Here is a 15418-nt window from a genome sequence, read left to right as displayed (position 1 = left end):
CGGTCTCCCGTTAACGCTATCGGCTGATAGCCCTTTAGTCGACCGACAGAATCTCCAACAGTTGCACACCACTGGCCACGTGCAGGGTCACTTCGTCGCCAACGGTCTTGCCAATAAGGATCAGCCCAAGGGGCGCTTGCGGGCCGATTACCTGTATTGACTGGCCGTCCTGCTGCAGTTTCATCGCTGCGCCGTCCGGGCCTAGGAACAGGCATTGGCGGCGATCTTCATCGTCGCTCAACTCAATCAGGGCGCCGAGCTGGATGCCCAGTAGAGGGTCAAACGCGCGTAATACCAGGAGCTTCCAGTTCGCCAGGGTCTGACGAATGGCGGCCGCACGGCGCGCCTGCCCGGTGGCTAGATAAGACGCCTCCAGACCTAGGGTGTCGTATTTGTTTTCAGCGATATTTTCTTCATGGGTCGCCGTTTCATAGGCGGTGAGCGCCGCCTGTTGAGCCTGCAGCAGGTCATCTTCGAGGCGGGCGATTACCTGTTTCAGCAGTTCGGTCTTGTTCATAGCGGGCACTTTCTGGGCAGGCGTGCAGGGTAGCGGAAAAGCATTGGCGCGGGCAGCAGGCAGGTGTGCTTCCTCAAGGTCGTGCGGGTGCTGCATTAGCTAGCTGACAGGCTGGCGCCGAGTGCTTTTAGCGTGGCCTCAGCCAAGCTGGGTACGGTTACGGCCTGCCGCTTTGGCTTGATACATCGCCGCGTCGGCACGACGAATCAGGGTTGTGGTGTCGTCTTCTTCTTGGCTCAGGGCAATGCCGATACTGGCCGCGACATGCACGGTGTGTCCTTCAAGGGTCATCGGCTGATTCAGGCGGTCGAGCAGGCGTTCGGCAAGCTGCTGGACGGCTTCGGCTGACTGCACGCTTTCGCAGACCATCACGAATTCATCGCCACCCAAACGTGCCGCTAAATCACTCTCGCGCATTTGCAGGTTGAGGCGCTGGGCGACTTGTGCCAATACCAGGTCACCAAAGCCGTGACCATAAAGGTCGTTGATGGGTTTGAAACCGTCCAGATCAATCAGCATCACGGCCAGTAGCTCTTGGCGGCGCTGGTTGCGGCTTAGTGCCTGGGTCAGGTGCTGCTGCAGTGCAGTACGGTTGGCAAGGCCCGTCAGTGGGTCGCGCATGGCTTGCTCGCTAAGGCGCTGGTTGGCCTCCTCAAGTGCCTGGGTACGCTCGGCCACCCGCTGTTCGAGTACCCGTTCGTTGTTTTGCAGCGCAGCCTCTCGCTGCTGTTTCAGCTCATTGAAACGCGCTGCAAGGGCGAAAGACAGCAGGATCATTTCCAGGCTTGAGCCAATTTGCATGGAATAGAGCGTCAGAAAATTCGATGGGATGATGGCGAAGTTACGCAGTGCCAGCAGCACTGCGCCGGTCAGTAACATCATCCAGGCTAGGGCAAATAAACGGGCACCTGGCACACGGTAGCCGACGCAGACGAAACTGGTGAGCAGGAGCATGAGCGTGACCGTCAGCCCGGTCAGCGACATGGTCTGCAAGGCGCGCTGTACTGGCAACAGCAAGGTGGCCAGAACGGCCAGTGCTGTCGCGAAGCAGAGCACGACCAGTACACGATCCCAGCGTGGTAGCCACTGACGTGTGTCGAGGAAGCTGCGGGCAAATATCGCCGAGAAGAGGGCTGCCAATGTCAGGCTGACGGGCAGCATGCGGTTGCTCCAAGGCGCTGCCTGCGGCCATAGGTATTGCGCGCCGAGACCGTTGAGCGACAGTACGCCGAGGGCAAAGGCGCACATAAACAGCACGTAGTTGAGAAAGGGCCGCTCGCGCAGCGCGAGAAATAGCAGAAGGTTGTACAGACCCAGGGCAATCAGCAAGCCGCAGTAGGTCGCATGTACCAGGTAGCCGCGTTGGCTGTGCTGCTCGAAGTCGCTGAGCGACATCAGGCTGCCGCTCAGCGTCATGCTGCCAGCCGATTCGACGCGCAGGTACAGGGTGCGTTGCTCGCCAGGTTGCAGGGGGATGTCGAATACGGGCGTGCGGTGGCCGATGCTGCGCTCTGAGTAGGGCACGGTATCGCCAGCGCGTGATGTGCGTATACCGTCTGATCCGACATCGTACAGGCGCACTTCATCCAGCGAGGGGTAGTCCAGCTCTACGCGCCAGGTACGCGCTTGCAGGGTGTGTGAGCGCAGCTGCAGGCGCAGCCAGACCGGCCCGCGGGTGTAGCCGAAGCTGAGATCCTTGCGATGACGAAAGTCGGCGTCGACCTGCCGTATATCTTTCAGGGTCAGTGTGCCGCCGGGGTCCGCCAGGTAATCGGCCAGATCATTGAGGTTTTGCGCGGGTGTATAGTCATCGAGGCGTATTTCAGCCTGGCTCAGGGGCATTACCAGCAGCAGGCAGAACGCTAGGACCAGACTGCTTAGGCTGATTTGTAGCGATCGATTAGCGATGTTCCTGGCGGTGAGCATAGAGCGACCAGGGTGGTATACGTGCGCTGGCATACTGGCAGAAAGCCTGCTCTATGCGCTAGCCAATAGTGGCTGGTGCGCCGTATAGCCTGAGGTTAAGCCTCAGGTTGGCGTTTTTGCAGGTGTGAGGCCAGGGTACGTAATGGTCCGAGTTGACGGCAGATCAGCGCCAGTTGGGTTTGCACCAGTCGTTGTTGGTCATCCAGGTCTTCGCTGAGTGTTTCCAGCGCGCTGGCCAGCTGTTCTTCGGCGTCACTGTAAATGGCCACTGTGCGGTCATCACTTAGGCAGCTGGCAATCTCGTCCAGGCTAGCGGCCAAGCGACTGGCGCTGGCCAGCAGCGGGTTGTCGCTGCCGCTCAGGCTGGTTTCGCCACGGTGCGCGCCAAGGCCTGAGAGGTAACTCAAGAGGGTGTGCGAGAGCACCAGAAAGCGGAAGCCGATATCCGCTTCCTTACGGAAGTGCCCCGGCTCCATCAGCATATTGCCCAGCGTGGTCGACAACGTGGCGTCGGCGTTGTGCGCGTTGCGCCGCGCCAGGCGGTAGGCCAGGTCGTCACGTTTGCCGTTGGCGTACTGAGCGATGATTTGCTGCAGGTAGCGGCTGTTGCAGCTCAGGGTGCTGGCCAGCAGGCGGTTCAGGCGGCGGCCCTGCCAGTCCGGCAGGATCAGCAGCACCGCCAGGCCGGCGATCATGCTGCCGAGCAGGGTGTCGACCAGGCGCGGAATAAACAGCCCGTAGCCGTCGCCGACCTGGTTGAAGCAGAACAGCACCAGCAGGGTGATGGCGGCGGTGGCCAGGGTGTAGCGGCTGCTGCGCAGGGCAAAGAACACCACCCCGGCGACCACCGCAAACAGCGCTTGCACCAGCGGATTTGGGAACAGGTCAAACAACGCCCAGCCGAGCAGCAGGCCGAGCACCGTGCCGCTGATGCGCTGCACCAGCTTGAGCCGGGTCGCGCCGTAGTTCGGCTGGCAGACAAACAGCGTGGTCAGCAGTATCCAGTAGCCCTGGGTCGGGTGAATCCAGTGCAGCACGCCGTAACCGGCCGCCAGCGCGATGGACAAGCGTAAGGCGTGGCGGAACAGCAATGAGGTGGGCGTCAGCTGCAGGCGCAGGCGTTCCCAAACATCCTTGAGCGAGTGCGGTTCGCGGTCGAGCAGGCTGCTGTCCTGCTGCTCCGCCATGGCGTCAGGGTTGCTGGCATTGCCCAGTAGCGTATCCAGGCTGCGTAGGTTGCCAGCCAGCGCGCCGAGGGAGCGCAGCAGGTGACGCCAGGCGGGGTTGCTCTGCACCCGCAGGTGTTCGAGGGAGTCGTGCAAATCGTCGAGCGCCTGGCGGCACAGCTCGCGGTACTCGAACGGCTGGCGCAGTTCGATGGCCTGGGCCAGGCGCTGACAGGCTTCGCCATGCAGGCGCAGCAGGCGCTGGCAGCGGAACAACACATCGCTGTGGAAGAACGCTTCGGCCAGCTCGTTATAGGGGTAGTGCGAGGAACTGGCGCGTTCGTGGATGTCCTGGGCGAGAAAGTACAGTTTCAGGTAGCGGCTGACTTTCGGTCCCGGCCGGCCATTGCCGACCCGGTGCAGGATGATTTCCTTGGCCGCATTCAGCGCCGCCACCACACGACCGTTCTGTTTGGCCAGGGCCAGGCGGCGTTCTTCCACATCCAGCTGACGCAGCGGTTCGAACAGCGCGGCCTTGAGCGTGAGGTACTGGCCCAGCTCGCGAAACAGCCGCGCCAGGCTGTGCTGCACCGGCTGGTTGGCGAACAGCGCATTCCACAGCACCGACAGCAGGCCATACCAGGCTGCGCCCGCCACCAGCAGTAATGGCTCCTGCCAGAGGCCCGCCGCGCCGCCGCGTTGCTCCACGCCGATCATGCTGTACACCGCGAGAATCAGCGTGGCCGCGCCGAGCGTGGCGTAGCGTTCGCCGAGTGCGCCGAGCATGGTCAGGGCAAAGCTCGACAGCGCCAGGGCGCAGACGAACAGCCAGGGGTAGGGGAACAGAAATTCCACTGCATAGGCCGCCACGCTGAAGCAGCCAAGGGTGACCAGCAGTGCGACCACGCGGCCCTGCCAGCTTTCATCGGTTTCCGCCAGGGCGCTGGCGATGACGCCGAGAAACAACGGGATCAGCGCATGCATCCAGCCCTGCGACCAGCACAGCAACAACGCGCCGCTGAGGGCGATAAACACCCGCAGGCTGTAGCTGAATTTATCCTGGGCCCAGAGGCGACGAAGCGAGTGGCGCAGCGCAGTGGACGGCATGGCCCGACCTTGATCAACCTTAACAGGTAGCAGCCTAACGGAGTCTGTGTCGACTTGGCAGCCGTAAGCCGTGTTGCTACCAATTAAAGTGTGGCGCCGATCGATGGGTTGGTGTGAATCACGGCGGCCGGGCTACGCTTAAACTATCCGCCATTCGCGAGGCATCTGCCGTGTTGTACACCTGTATGCGTGGATTGCTCGTGTTGCTGCTTGTCTGCTTGTCGTGCAGGGTGTTACAGGCTCAGCCGCTGCGCTTCTACACCGAAGAATACCCGCCCATCAATTTCAGCGAGAACGGCGAACCCAAAGGGCTAGCCACTGAAGTGGTGCAAGCCATCCTGCAGCGCACCGGGCAGAGCGCGCCGATCAGCGTGGTGCCTTGGGCGCGTGGGTATCAGGAGGCCTTGACCCGACCGAACACGGGCTTGTTTGTGGCCATGCGCACCCGTGAGCGTGAACAGCTGTTCAAGTGGGTCGGGCCGATTACCCGCAACATCACCAGCTTCTACGCCCTGCGCCGCTCTTTTCTATCGATCAGCCGTTTAGAAGAAGCACGCGAGTACGGCGAAATTGCCGTGCCGCGCGACTGGTACAGTCATCAGCGGCTGCTGGCTGAGGGCTTCAGCAACCTCACTCCGGTAACCGGGCCGGCGCAGGTGGTAAGCATGCTCAAGCTCGGTCGGGTCAAGCTGATGGTGCTGGATAACCTGAGCATCAATGCCCTGCTGGCACAGGGCGATATCCAGGCCGATGAAGTGCAGCTGTTGTTCGACTTCATGCACAGCGACAGCTACATCGCTTTTTCCCTGCAGACGGATGATGCGTTGATCAGCCGCTGGCAGCGTGAACTCGACGCGATGAAGAGGGATGGCAGCTTTACCGTGATCCACCAGAAGTGGTTGCCGGGTGAGCCGTTGCCGCCGCTTGAGCCTGCCCCGGCGCCCTGAAAGGTCAGACGTACTGAGCTGCCGCGTAGCCGGAGGCCCAGGCCCACTGGAAGTTGAAACCGCCCAAATGTCCCGTCACATCCAGCACTTCGCCGACAAAATACAACCCCGGTGACTTCAGCGACTCCATGGTCTTAGACGACACCTCGCGGGTATCGACGCCACCCAGGGTAACCTCAGCGGTGCGGTAACCCTCGGTGCCGGCCGGCACCAGTTGCCAGTTGCCGAGCTGCTCGGCAATCGCCTTGAGTTCGGCGTGGGTGTACTGCTTCATCGGTTTGGAAGCGAACCAGTTGTCGGCCAGCAACCCGGCCATCTTTTTGGTAAACAGCTCGGCGAGCAGGGTTTTCAGCTCGCTGTTGGGGCGTTCGCGTTGTTGTTGCTCCAGCCACTCGGGCAGGTCGATATGCGGCAGCAGGTTGATACTCACGGCATCGCCGGGTTGCCAGAATGAGGAAATCTGCAGAATCGCCGGGCCGGACAGGCCGCGGTGGGTAAACAGGATATTTTCCTTGAAGCTCTGGCCGTTGCAGCTCACCACACAGTCCTCGACTGAGGTGCCGGACAGCTCGGTGCACAGCGCTTTAAGCTGCGGGTCGGTGAGGGTAAATGGCACCAGGCCGGCGCGGGTCGGCAGCAGCTCGTGGCCGAACTGCTTGGCCACCTGATAGCCAAAGCCGCTGGCGCCAAGGGTTGGAATCGATAGACCGCCAGTGGCGATCACCAGCGATTCGCAGCGCACCAGGCCGGCGCTGGTCTGCAGCTGATAACCACTGTCCCGCTTGCTGATCTCGCTGACCGAGGTGTCCAGGCGCAGCTCGACGCCGGCCTCATCGCACTCGCTCAGCAACAGACCGAGGATGTCGCTGGCCTTGTTGTCGCAGAACAGCTGGCCGAGTTTCTTCTCGTGGTACGGCACGCCATGCTTGGCCACTAGGCCGATAAAGTCCCACTGGGTGTAGCGCGCCAGGGCCGATTTGCAGAAGTGCGGATTTTCCGAAAGAAAATTGCTCGGTTCACAGTACATGTTGGTGAAATTGCAGCGCCCGCCACCGGACATCAGGATCTTCTTGCCGGCTTTGTTGGCGTGATCCAGCAGCAACACCTGGCGTCCGCGCGCAGCGGCCGTCAATGCACACATAAGCCCGGCGGCACCGGCTCCGATAATCACGACCTGGGGGGTAAGCACAGCCATTTCCTCAACCTGCGACACGCGCCAAGGCTGGCGCAAAACAGCGCGCATATTAGCGCATGGCCAGTAGGGTGTGGCTGAGCCAGTGATCGACTAGGATTAGTGCTCTGCTTTCTCTGGAATCGCCGTTGATGAATGGACTGCGTGCCTGCCTGCTGTCGTGGCTGCTGTTGGCGCCTCTGTATGGCCATGCTGCAGAACCCTTGCGGTTGGTGGCGGACCCTTGGCCGCCATTCAATGACCAGACGCTGCTGAACAACGGGGTGGCCTCTGACCTGGTGACCACCGCCCTGGCCCGCGCCGGCTATACCACCAGTTATGTCCAGGTGCCGTGGGAGCGTGCGGTGCGGGGGTTGCAGCAAGAAATCTACGATGTCCTGATCAACGCTTGGTATACCGACGAGCGCGCGGTTTTTGGCCATTACTCACAGCCCTACCTGATTAACCGCATTCGTTTTCTGCAACGGAAGGACAGTCATATCAACTTCCGTACGTTGCCGGATCTGTACCCCTACAGCATCGCTGTGGTGCGCGGGTATGCCTACTCCAGTGAGTTTGATCTGGACAGTCGTTTGACCAAAGTGGGAGTGGTGGGCTTCGAGGTGGGCGCGCGGATGTTGCAGGCACGGCGGGTGCAGCTGACCTTGGAGGATGAGCTGGTGGCGCGCTTTCACCTGAGTCGCAGCCTTGCCGGGATTCGCGATCAGTTGGAGTTTCTGCCGCAGCCGTTGAGCGAAAACGGCCTGCACATTCTGGTTAGCCGCAAGCATCCGCAGCATCAGCAAATTGCTGATGCTTTTAATAAGGCGATTGAGGACATGCGCGCCGATGGCAGTTATGCGCAGATCTTTCTGCGCCATGGGCTCTAAGACCTAATGCTGCAGCGCCAGCAGACCGTATGCACTACTGCCAGCAGTTGCGCCCGCGGCCTTGGCTCTTGGCCTGATACAGACGCAGGTCGGCCTGGTGCAGCAGGCTTTCCAGGTCATCAGGAGCGCCATGATAGATGCCGGCACTGAATGACAGTGCGGGTGCGCCGATGGCGTACTTCAAGCTGGCGCAGTGCGTGCGCAGCTGATCCAGGGTGTCGCTGAGGGTGGCGGCGTCCTGCTGGCTGACCATGGCAAATTCTTCCCCGCCCAGGCGACCGAGTAGAGCGTCTGGGAAGGTGGCGGAAAACGCCCGGGCAAAGCCGATGAGTGCCGCATCACCACTGGCGTGACCGTGGTCATCGTTGATCCGTTTGAAAAAGTCCAGATCGAGCATCGCCACACTCAGGTCACGGCCACCGGAGCGGGCTTGCTGGAACAGCTGTTGGCCATGTTCATAAAACGCACGGCGATTATTCAGGCCGGTGAGGGCGTCGTACTGCGCCGCTTGTTTTAACGCACGCAGCAGGTCGCGGCGTTCCAGGGTCGACATCACCCGGCAGTTGAGCTCTTCCGAGCAGAACGGTTTACGCAAAAAGTCATCGGCACCGTGCTTGATAAACTTGGCGCTGAGCGAGCCCTTGGTGTCGGCGGACAGGCCAAGAATGATCAGCTCGTGGCGCTTCATCTTCTGCCGCAGCAGTTTGACCAGGTCAAAACCGCTGAGCCCCGGCATGCTGTGGTCGACCACCAGCAGGTCGATGTCCGGCTGTTCCTTGAGGATTCTCAGGGCTTCATCGCCGTCGCAGGCCTCAATAATCTGGTAGCGATGCGGGGTCAGCACGTGGCGGATGTAGTGGCGTGTGGCATCGGAGTCCTCGGCAATGAGGATCTTCACGGTGCTGTTGCTTTCCAGGCGGTGCAGCAGGCGGAAGGCGTACTCGTAGGAGTGCTGACTTTCCTTGAGGACGTAATCGACCACGCCCTTGAGCAGCATCTGATCGCGGCGCTGTTCGTTGTAGGTGCCGCTGAGCACGATGCAAGGCAGGTGATAGCCCATCACCACGTCGACGATTTCACCGTCCGGGGCGTCCGGCAGGTTGAGGTCGACGATCGCGGCAAAGAACAGCTCCGCCGAGGTCTCCAGCATCACCTGGGCTTCGCCCAGGGACGCACAGAAGATGGGCTGGAAGCCGGTCTCCTTGCGAAACAGATGCTCGAGAATTTTCAGCACCAATGGGCTGTCTTCGATCACCAGAATATTGCGCAAGGGTGCTACTCCTCTGTCGCTGGTCGCGTCACGGCGACCGTCTGTTTAGCGCTTATGGCAACTATAGGGTACGGATACGCAGCGAGCGGCCCTTGATTTTGCCTTCACTCAGGCACTTGAGTGCCTGCATGGCCACGACCCGTTCAACGGCGACATAGGCCTGGAAGTCGAAGATCGCGATCTTGCCGACCTGCGCGCCAGGGATGCCGGCCTCGCCAGTCAACGCGCCGAGAATATCGCCGGGGCGCAGTTTATCTTTACGACCAGCGCCGATGCACAGGGTGATCATCGGTGGCTGTAATGGCGCGCCGCCCTGGTGCTTCAGGCTGCTCAGTGGGTGCCAGTTGAGCGGGGCCTTTTGCAGAGTTTCGATAGCCTGGGCGCGATGGCCTTCGGCTGGGGCGACCAGGCTCATGGCCAGGCCCTTTTCGCCGGCACGACCGGTACGGCCGACGCGGTGAATGTGAATTTCCGAGTCGCGTGCCAGTTCGACGTTGATCACCATGTCCAGGGCGTCGATATCCAGGCCCCGGGCGGCCACATCGGTGGCCACCAGTACGGACAGGCTGCGGTTGGCAAACATCGCCAGCACTTGATCGCGGTCGCGCTGCTCCAAATCACCGTTCAGCGCGGCCGCCGAGATGCCTTTGGCGGTCAGGTGGTCGACCACTTCCTGGCATTGCTGCTTGGTAAAGCAGAAGGCCACACAGGACTGCGGGCGATAGCTGTTGAGCAGCTTGACCACCGCGTCCATGCGCTCTTCTGGCGCGATTTCGTAGAAACGCTGCTCGATCTGTGTGTCGTCGTGCAGGGCGTCCGCTTTGACCTGCTGTGGATCGCGCATAAACGTCGCGGACAGCTGCTTGATCCCGGCCGGGTAGGTGGCGGAGAACAGCAGGGTCTGCCGGCGCGTCGGGGTTTGGCTGATGATGTCGGCGATGCTGTCGTAGAAGCCCATGTCGAGCATACGGTCTGCTTCGTCGAGCACCAGGGTGTTGAGGCCGTCGAGTTTCAGCGTGCCCTTGCTCAGGTGCTGCTGGATGCGCCCCGGGGTGCCGACGATGATCTGCGCGCCATGTTCCAGCGAGCCGATCTGCGGGCCAAACGGCACGCCGCCGCACAGCGTCAGAATTTTGATGTTATCTGCCGAGCGGGCTAGGCGACGCAGTTCCTTGGCCACCTGGTCGGCCAGCTCGCGGGTTGGGCAGATCACCAGTGCCTGGCAGCCAAAGTAGCGCGGGTTAAGCGGGTTCAGCAGGCCGATGCCGAAAGCTGCGGTCTTGCCGCTGCCGGTCTTGGCCTGGGCAATCAGGTCCATGCCCTTGAGCATTACCGGCAGGCTCTGCGCCTGAATCGGGGTCATCTCGTTGTAACCGAGGGACTCGAGGTTCGCCAGCATGGCGGCGGAAAGCGGCAGAGAAGAGAAAGCGGTGTGGGTCACGGTACAGGCCTGCTAAACGAAATGGCGTGCAGTGTAACAGGCTGCGCACTGCGGCCTGTCTTAGAACAGATCGATGGGGTCGACGTCCAACGACCAACGCACGGCGCGGCCGCTTGGCATCTGCTCCAGTGCGTGCATCCAAGTGTTGAGTAAGCGATGCAGCGGCGCACGGGCGTTCGCCTGCACCAGCAGCTGGGCGCGGTAGCGGCCGGCGCGGCGCTCCATTGGCGCGGGCACCGGACCAAGCAGTTCGATGCCGCTGAGTTTCAGCTCGTTCAGCAACAGCTCAGCTTCCGTGCAGGCATCGTCGAGAAAGCCTTCGGCCTGCCCGGGTTTATGCGCTTCGGCGCGCAGCAGTGCGAGGTGGCAGAACGGCGGCAGGCCAGCGCTGCGACGCTCGCTAAGGGCCTGTTCAGCGAAGGCGAAGTAGCCCTGCTCGGTCAGCTGCTCCAATAAAGGATGGTCGGCAAGGTGACTCTGAATAATCACCTTGCCCGGCTCTTCGGCACGTCCGGCGCGACCGGCGACCTGCACGATCAGCTGGGCCATACGCTCGCTGGCGCGAAAATCGGCGGAAAACAGCCCACCATCGGCATCGAGAATCGCCACCAGGGTCACCCGCGGAAAGTGGTGACCCTTGGCGAGCATCTGCGTGCCGACCAGGATGCACGGCTCACCTTTTTGTACGGTGTTGAACAAGGTGGTCATGGCCTCCTTGCGCGAGGTGCTGTCACGGTCGACGCGCAAGACCGGCACGTCGGGGAAAAGAATTTCCAGACGCTCTTCGGCGCGCTCGGTGCCGGCGCCGACCGGTCGCAGGTCGACGTTGTTGCACTTCGGGCAGTTACTCGGCTGGCGCTCGACGTGGCCGCAGTGGTGGCAGCGCAGCTCGCGTGAGCGCTGGTGCACGGTCATGCGTGCATCGCAGCGCGGGCACTCGGACAACCAGCCGCAGTCGTGGCAGAGCAGGGTCGGGGCGAAACCGCGGCGGTTGAGGAACACCAATACTTGCTGGCCGGCCTGCAAGGTTTGTGCGATGGCCTGCTGCATGGGGCCGGAGATGCCGGAATCCAGCGGTCGGCTTTTCACATCCAGGCGCAGAAAACGCGGCTGCTTGGCGCCGCCGGCGCGCTCACGCAGGTGCAGCAGGGCGTAGCGGCCACTGTGGGCGTTGTGCAGGCTTTCCAGCGAGGGCGTGGCTGAGCCCAGCACGATCGGGATGTTCTCCTGATGGGCACGTACCACGGCGAGGTCGCGGGCGTGGTAGCGCAGACCTTCCTGCTGTTTATAGGAGGCGTCGTGCTCCTCGTCGATGATGATCAGCCCTGGCCGCTGCATGGGGGTGAACAGCGCCGAGCGGGTGCCGATGATGATGTCCGCCTCGCCATCGCGCGCCGCCAGCCAGGCGTCCAGGCGTTCGCGGTCATTCACTGCCGAGTGCAGCAGGGCGATGCGCGCGTTGAAGCGCTGCTCGAAACGCGCCAGGGTTTGCGGACCGAGGTTGATCTCCGGGATCAGCACCAGAGCCTGCTTGCCGGCCTCCAGGGTTTCGCGGATCAGCTGCAGGTAGACCTCGGTCTTGCCGCTGCCGGTGACCCCGGCGAGAAGAAAGGCGTTGAAGCTGGCGAAACCTGAGCGGATCGCCTCGCTGGCCGCGCGCTGCTCAGCATTCAGCGGTAGCTCCGGCTGCGCCAACCAGTTGGCGTGGCGCTCGCTCGGCGCATGACGGCGCACGTCAATCTGCACCAGACCCTTTTCCAGCAGCAGGTCGAGGCTGTCCTTATTAAGCTGCAGTTTGCTCAGCAGTGCATGGGCAACGCCGTGGGGGTGCTGGGCCAGGGTTTTCAGGGCGTCGCGCTGACGCGGTGCGCGGCTCAGGCGGGGGTCGTCCAACTGCGCGCCGGCGGTGACCGACCAGAAGCGCTGTTGGCGTACTTCCGCCGGCTCGCCCTGGCGCAGCAGTACTGGCAGCGCCCAGCTCAGGGTGTCGCCCAGGCTATGCTGGTAATACTGCGCGGTCCACAGGCACAGCTTGAACAGTGCGGGCGGCAGCGGCGATTGGGCGTCCAGTAATTGCAGGGCGGGCTTGAGCTTGTCGGCCTGCACGTCGCTGTGCTCCGTGACTTCGATCAGGATGCCGATCATTTCGCGTCGACCAAACGGCACGCGCAGCCGCGCACCGGGCTGCAAGGCACTGCGCGGCACACCGGGCGGGGCACGGTAGTCGAACAGGCGGCGCAGCGGCGAGGGCAAGGCGAGGCGCAAAATGACGTCTGGCAAGCGATGGGCTCCTGGTTGCAGGGCGCGATCTTAGCATGCTGCCAGTCGACGGCCGGCCTTGCGTCGCGGCGGTGCTCTGGTATTATCGCCGACCTATTTCCGTGCGGTACCTGACAATAGTGTCTGGTGGCGGCACGACAGCCCTGAGGAATCATCATGAAAGCCGATATCCACCCGAACTATGTAGCCGTCACCGCCACCTGCAGCTGTGGCAACGTGATCGAAACTCGCTCCACTCTGGCCAAGCCGCTGAGCCTGGACGTGTGCAACGAGTGCCACCCGTTCTACACCGGCAAGCAGAAAATGCTGGATACCGGCGGCCGTGTTGATCGCTTCAAGCAGCGTTTCGGCATGTTCGGCGCCAAGCAGTAAGCTTGCGCACAGCGACGCAGACCCACATGGGTTTCACCTCGCTACTGAAAAAGGCGTCCCTCGTGGGCGCCTTTTTCGTTTTCGGCGTTTATGCTGGCGGTGCCCTGGCGTTCTGTCCGGCGCCGGGCAACCTGCCCAGTACCAAGGTGCAGCGGGTGGTGGATGGCGACACCCTGCGCCTGGTCGATGGCCGCACAGTGCGGTTGATTGGCTTGAACAGCCCGGAGATGGGTCGGCAGGGACGTTCCGCCGAGCCGTTTGCCGAGGCTGCGCGCCAACGGCTGCAGGCGCTGGTGGCGGCCAGTGATGGTCGGGTGGCCCTGCAGCTTGGTCGGCAGGCCAAGGACCACTACGGGCGCACCCTGGCCCACGCCTATGACGACCGTGGTAATAATCTCGAAGCACAGCTACTCGCCGAGGGCTTGGGCTATCAGGTGGCGGTTGCACCTAACCTGGCGCTGGTGCAGTGCCAGCAAGCCGCCGAGCGCAGTGCGCGGCAGGCACGTGCCGGGCTCTGGCAGCGTTCGCCAGTGCTAGCGCCCAAACAGTTGAGCCGTGGTGGCTTTGCTTTGCTCCGCGGGCAGGTGCAGCGTATCGAACGCAATGGCGGCGGTCTGTGGCTGGAAATGGGCGATTCGCTGGTGCTGCATATCGCGCCCAAGGCGTTGGGCAATTTTGATCTGCGCGCGGTCGAAAGCCTTGAAGGCCGCCAGGTCGAGGCTCGTGGCTGGGTGATCGACCGCTCCAGGCGTGGCGGCTTGCGCGCGGGACAGGCGCGCTGGATGCTGCGATTGACTGATAAGGCTATGTTGGAGGCCCTGCCATGATCCTGCGTGTACTGACGCTCTGTGTCCTGCTGGTACAGTTGGCCGGTTGTGCGGTCAATCCGGCCACTGGCCGCAGCGATTTCGTGATGATGAGCGAGCAGCAGGAACTCGACCTCGGGCGCCGCTACAACCAGGAAATCCTCAAAGAAAACCCGCGCTACGCCGATGAGAAGCTGCAGGCTTACGTGCAGCAGGTCGGTGAGCGGGTGGCGAAGAATAGCCACCGCAACCAGCTGGCCTATCAGTTCACCGTGGTCGACAGCCCGGATATCAACGCCTTTGCCCTGCCGGGCGGCTACATCTATATCCATCGCGGGCTGCTGGCCTATCTCAGCTCGGAAGCCGAGCTGGCCGCCGTGCTAGGTCATGAGGTGGGCCACGTCACCGCGCGGCACAGCGTGCAGCAGCAAAGCCAGTCCACTGCCTGGGGCTTGCTCGGCCAGGCTGTGGCGATTGGCACTGGCGTGGGGGCCGCTGCCGATGTCACCGGCGTGCTGGGCAGTGCCGTTGTCCGTGGTTATGGCCGCGACATGGAGTTGGAGGCCGATGGTCTGGGCGCGCAGTACCTGGCGCGCAGCGGTTATGACCCGCAGGCGATGATCGAAGTGGTCAAGGTACTGAAAAATCAGGAAGACTTTGCCCGCGACCAAGCTGCCGCGCGCGGTGAGGCGCAACCTGCAGGCGGCTACCACGGGCTGTTCGATACTCATCCGGATAACGACCGGCGTTTGCAGCAGGTGCTGGGCCCGGCGCGGGCCTTGGCTACCGGTCAGCAGGAGGTCAATCGCGAGGCCTTTCTCAAGCGCCTGGAAGGTCTGCCCTTTGGCGACTCCGCCGAAACCGGTGTGCGTCGCGGTCAGCGCTTTTACCATGCCGATCTGAACTTCACCCTGGCGTTTCCTAAGGGCTGGAGCTTGCTCAATCGCCCGGATGCGCTGATCGGTCACACCGTCGATCAGCAGGCGTTTATCGCCATGACCCTGGAAGATAACCCGCAGCAACTGACGCCGGCTGAACTCTTGCGCCAGCGCGTCGGCGGTCAACGGCTGGTGGCCGGCGTCGAGTTGCAGCAGGCTGGTCTCAAAGGCTATAGCGCGGTGATTCCAGGCACTGCCGCCAAGCGAGTGGCGGTTATCCAGTACGGTGCGCGGGTTTACCTGTTTGTCGGAGCAGTACGTGGTCGCGCCTCGCTGGAAACTCAGGATGAGCAGTTTCTCAGCGTGATCAAAAGCTTCCGGCCGATGACTAGCGCCGAGTTCCAGCAGGCGCAGCCGCTGCGCTTGCAGATGGTCAAGGTCAAGCCGGGACAAACCATCGAGGCGCTGGCCAAAGGCAGCAAGTTGCCGGGGGATGCGCTGAAGACTCTGCGCCTGCTGAATAACCTCTACCCATCAGGGCAGCCGCGTGCTGGCGACTGGCTGAAGGTCGTGCGCTAGGGCTGGCGTGTCCATCCGGACTCGTCAGTCTTGTGCAGCTGTATACAACTTGCGTATCCTCGCCGCCT

The 15418-nt window shown here is 62.3% G+C and carries 12 protein-coding genes; 5 read left to right on the top strand and 7 right to left on the bottom strand.

Features of this window, described 5'->3' with window-relative positions; translation table 11 throughout:
• Positions 1–34: 34 nt before the first annotated feature.
• The 3 genes from BLO50_RS06435 to yccS form a co-directional block, all read right to left on the bottom strand.
• Positions 35–517, bottom strand: a complete 483-nt coding sequence (locus tag BLO50_RS06435) for a GreA/GreB family elongation factor (protein ID WP_090251314.1) — start codon at positions 515–517, stop codon at positions 35–37.
• A gap of 138 nt (positions 518–655) precedes the next feature.
• The gene (locus BLO50_RS06430; protein ID WP_244152844.1) at positions 656–2359 is read right to left on the bottom strand and encodes a diguanylate cyclase; all 1704 of its coding nucleotides are present in this window, start codon (positions 2357–2359) and stop codon (positions 656–658) included.
• 179 nt (positions 2360–2538) lie between these two features.
• A complete protein-coding gene (gene yccS, locus BLO50_RS06425) occupies positions 2539–4716 on the bottom strand; it encodes a YccS family putative transporter (protein WP_090249997.1) in 2178 nt (725 codons plus the stop codon).
• Between the two features lie 185 nt (positions 4717–4901).
• On the opposite strand from yccS, the gene BLO50_RS06420 reads away from it, so the two are divergent.
• Positions 4902–5663 carry a substrate-binding periplasmic protein gene (locus BLO50_RS06420; RefSeq protein WP_090249995.1) on the top strand — a complete coding sequence of 254 codons (762 nt, stop codon included), beginning with the start codon at positions 4902–4904 and terminating at the stop codon, positions 5661–5663.
• A 4-nt stretch (positions 5664–5667) separates the two neighbouring features.
• On the opposite strand, the gene BLO50_RS06415 is transcribed toward BLO50_RS06420, so the two are convergent.
• The gene (locus BLO50_RS06415; RefSeq protein WP_186343792.1) at positions 5668–6858 is read right to left on the bottom strand and encodes a BaiN/RdsA family NAD(P)/FAD-dependent oxidoreductase; all 1191 of its coding nucleotides are present in this window, start codon (positions 6856–6858) and stop codon (positions 5668–5670) included.
• Between the two features lie 128 nt (positions 6859–6986).
• On the opposite strand from BLO50_RS06415, the gene BLO50_RS06410 reads away from it, so the two are divergent.
• Positions 6987–7724, top strand: coding sequence for a substrate-binding periplasmic protein (locus BLO50_RS06410; protein ID WP_090249992.1), 738 nt, complete (start codon positions 6987–6989; stop codon positions 7722–7724).
• A gap of 34 nt (positions 7725–7758) precedes the next feature.
• Here the strand turns inward: BLO50_RS06410 and BLO50_RS06405 are convergent, their stop codons facing one another.
• The 3 genes from BLO50_RS06405 to BLO50_RS06395 all read right to left on the bottom strand — a co-directional run bounded on the left by BLO50_RS06405 (position 7759) and on the right by BLO50_RS06395 (position 12715).
• Positions 7759–8994, bottom strand: coding sequence for a diguanylate cyclase domain-containing protein (locus BLO50_RS06405; protein WP_090249989.1), 1236 nt, complete (start codon positions 8992–8994; stop codon positions 7759–7761).
• Positions 8995–9055: 61 nt separating this feature from the next.
• Positions 9056–10435, bottom strand: a complete 1380-nt coding sequence (gene dbpA / locus BLO50_RS06400; RefSeq protein WP_090249987.1) for an ATP-dependent RNA helicase DbpA — start codon at positions 10433–10435, stop codon at positions 9056–9058.
• 60 nt (positions 10436–10495) lie between these two features.
• A complete protein-coding gene (locus tag BLO50_RS06395; RefSeq protein ID WP_090249985.1) occupies positions 10496–12715 on the bottom strand; it encodes a primosomal protein N' in 2220 nt (739 codons plus the stop codon).
• A gap of 156 nt (positions 12716–12871) precedes the next feature.
• Between BLO50_RS06395 and rpmE the strand changes: the two genes are divergently transcribed.
• Genes rpmE through BLO50_RS06380 form a run of 3 tightly spaced genes read left to right on the top strand, consistent with a single transcriptional unit; the run spans position 12872 to position 15350 of the window.
• Complete coding sequence (gene rpmE / locus BLO50_RS06390) at positions 12872–13087, top strand: 50S ribosomal protein L31 (protein ID WP_090249983.1); 216 nt, start codon at positions 12872–12874, stop codon at positions 13085–13087.
• 26 nt (positions 13088–13113) lie between these two features.
• A complete protein-coding gene (locus BLO50_RS06385; protein WP_090249981.1) occupies positions 13114–13914 on the top strand; it encodes a thermonuclease family protein in 801 nt (266 codons plus the stop codon).
• A complete protein-coding gene (locus BLO50_RS06380; RefSeq protein ID WP_090249978.1) occupies positions 13911–15350 on the top strand; it encodes a M48 family metalloprotease in 1440 nt (479 codons plus the stop codon). The genes BLO50_RS06385 and BLO50_RS06380 overlap by 4 nt, the downstream gene beginning before the upstream one ends.
• Positions 15351–15418 lie beyond the last annotated feature (68 nt).

It is taken from the genome of Pseudomonas peli (assembly GCF_900099645.1).
Lineage (GTDB): Bacteria > Pseudomonadota > Gammaproteobacteria > Pseudomonadales > Pseudomonadaceae > Aquipseudomonas > Aquipseudomonas peli.
The sequence above is the reverse complement of the archived record's forward strand: the minus strand, read 5'-3'. Positions and strand labels throughout refer to the sequence as shown.

Excerpts from the sequence above, each read along its gene's own strand:
- BLO50_RS06435 (WP_090251314.1), bottom strand. The coding sequence starts at position 517 with ATGAACAAGACCGAACTGCTGAAACAGGTAATCGCCCGCCTCGAAGAT.
- rpmE (WP_090249983.1), top strand. The coding sequence starts at position 12,872 with ATGAAAGCCGATATCCACCCGAACTATGTAGCCGTCACCGCCACCTGC.
- BLO50_RS06430 (WP_244152844.1), bottom strand. The coding sequence starts at position 2,359 with ATGCCCCTGAGCCAGGCTGAAATACGCCTCGATGACTATACACCCGCG.
- BLO50_RS06410 (WP_090249992.1), top strand. The coding sequence starts at position 6,987 with ATGAATGGACTGCGTGCCTGCCTGCTGTCGTGGCTGCTGTTGGCGCCT.
- BLO50_RS06420 (WP_090249995.1), top strand. The coding sequence starts at position 4,902 with ATGCGTGGATTGCTCGTGTTGCTGCTTGTCTGCTTGTCGTGCAGGGTG.
- BLO50_RS06385 (WP_090249981.1), top strand. The coding sequence starts at position 13,114 with ATGGGTTTCACCTCGCTACTGAAAAAGGCGTCCCTCGTGGGCGCCTTT.
- BLO50_RS06380 (WP_090249978.1), top strand. The coding sequence starts at position 13,911 with ATGATCCTGCGTGTACTGACGCTCTGTGTCCTGCTGGTACAGTTGGCC.
- yccS (WP_090249997.1), bottom strand. The coding sequence starts at position 4,716 with ATGCCGTCCACTGCGCTGCGCCACTCGCTTCGTCGCCTCTGGGCCCAG.
- BLO50_RS06415 (WP_186343792.1), bottom strand. The coding sequence starts at position 6,858 with ATGGCTGTGCTTACCCCCCAGGTCGTGATTATCGGAGCCGGTGCCGCC.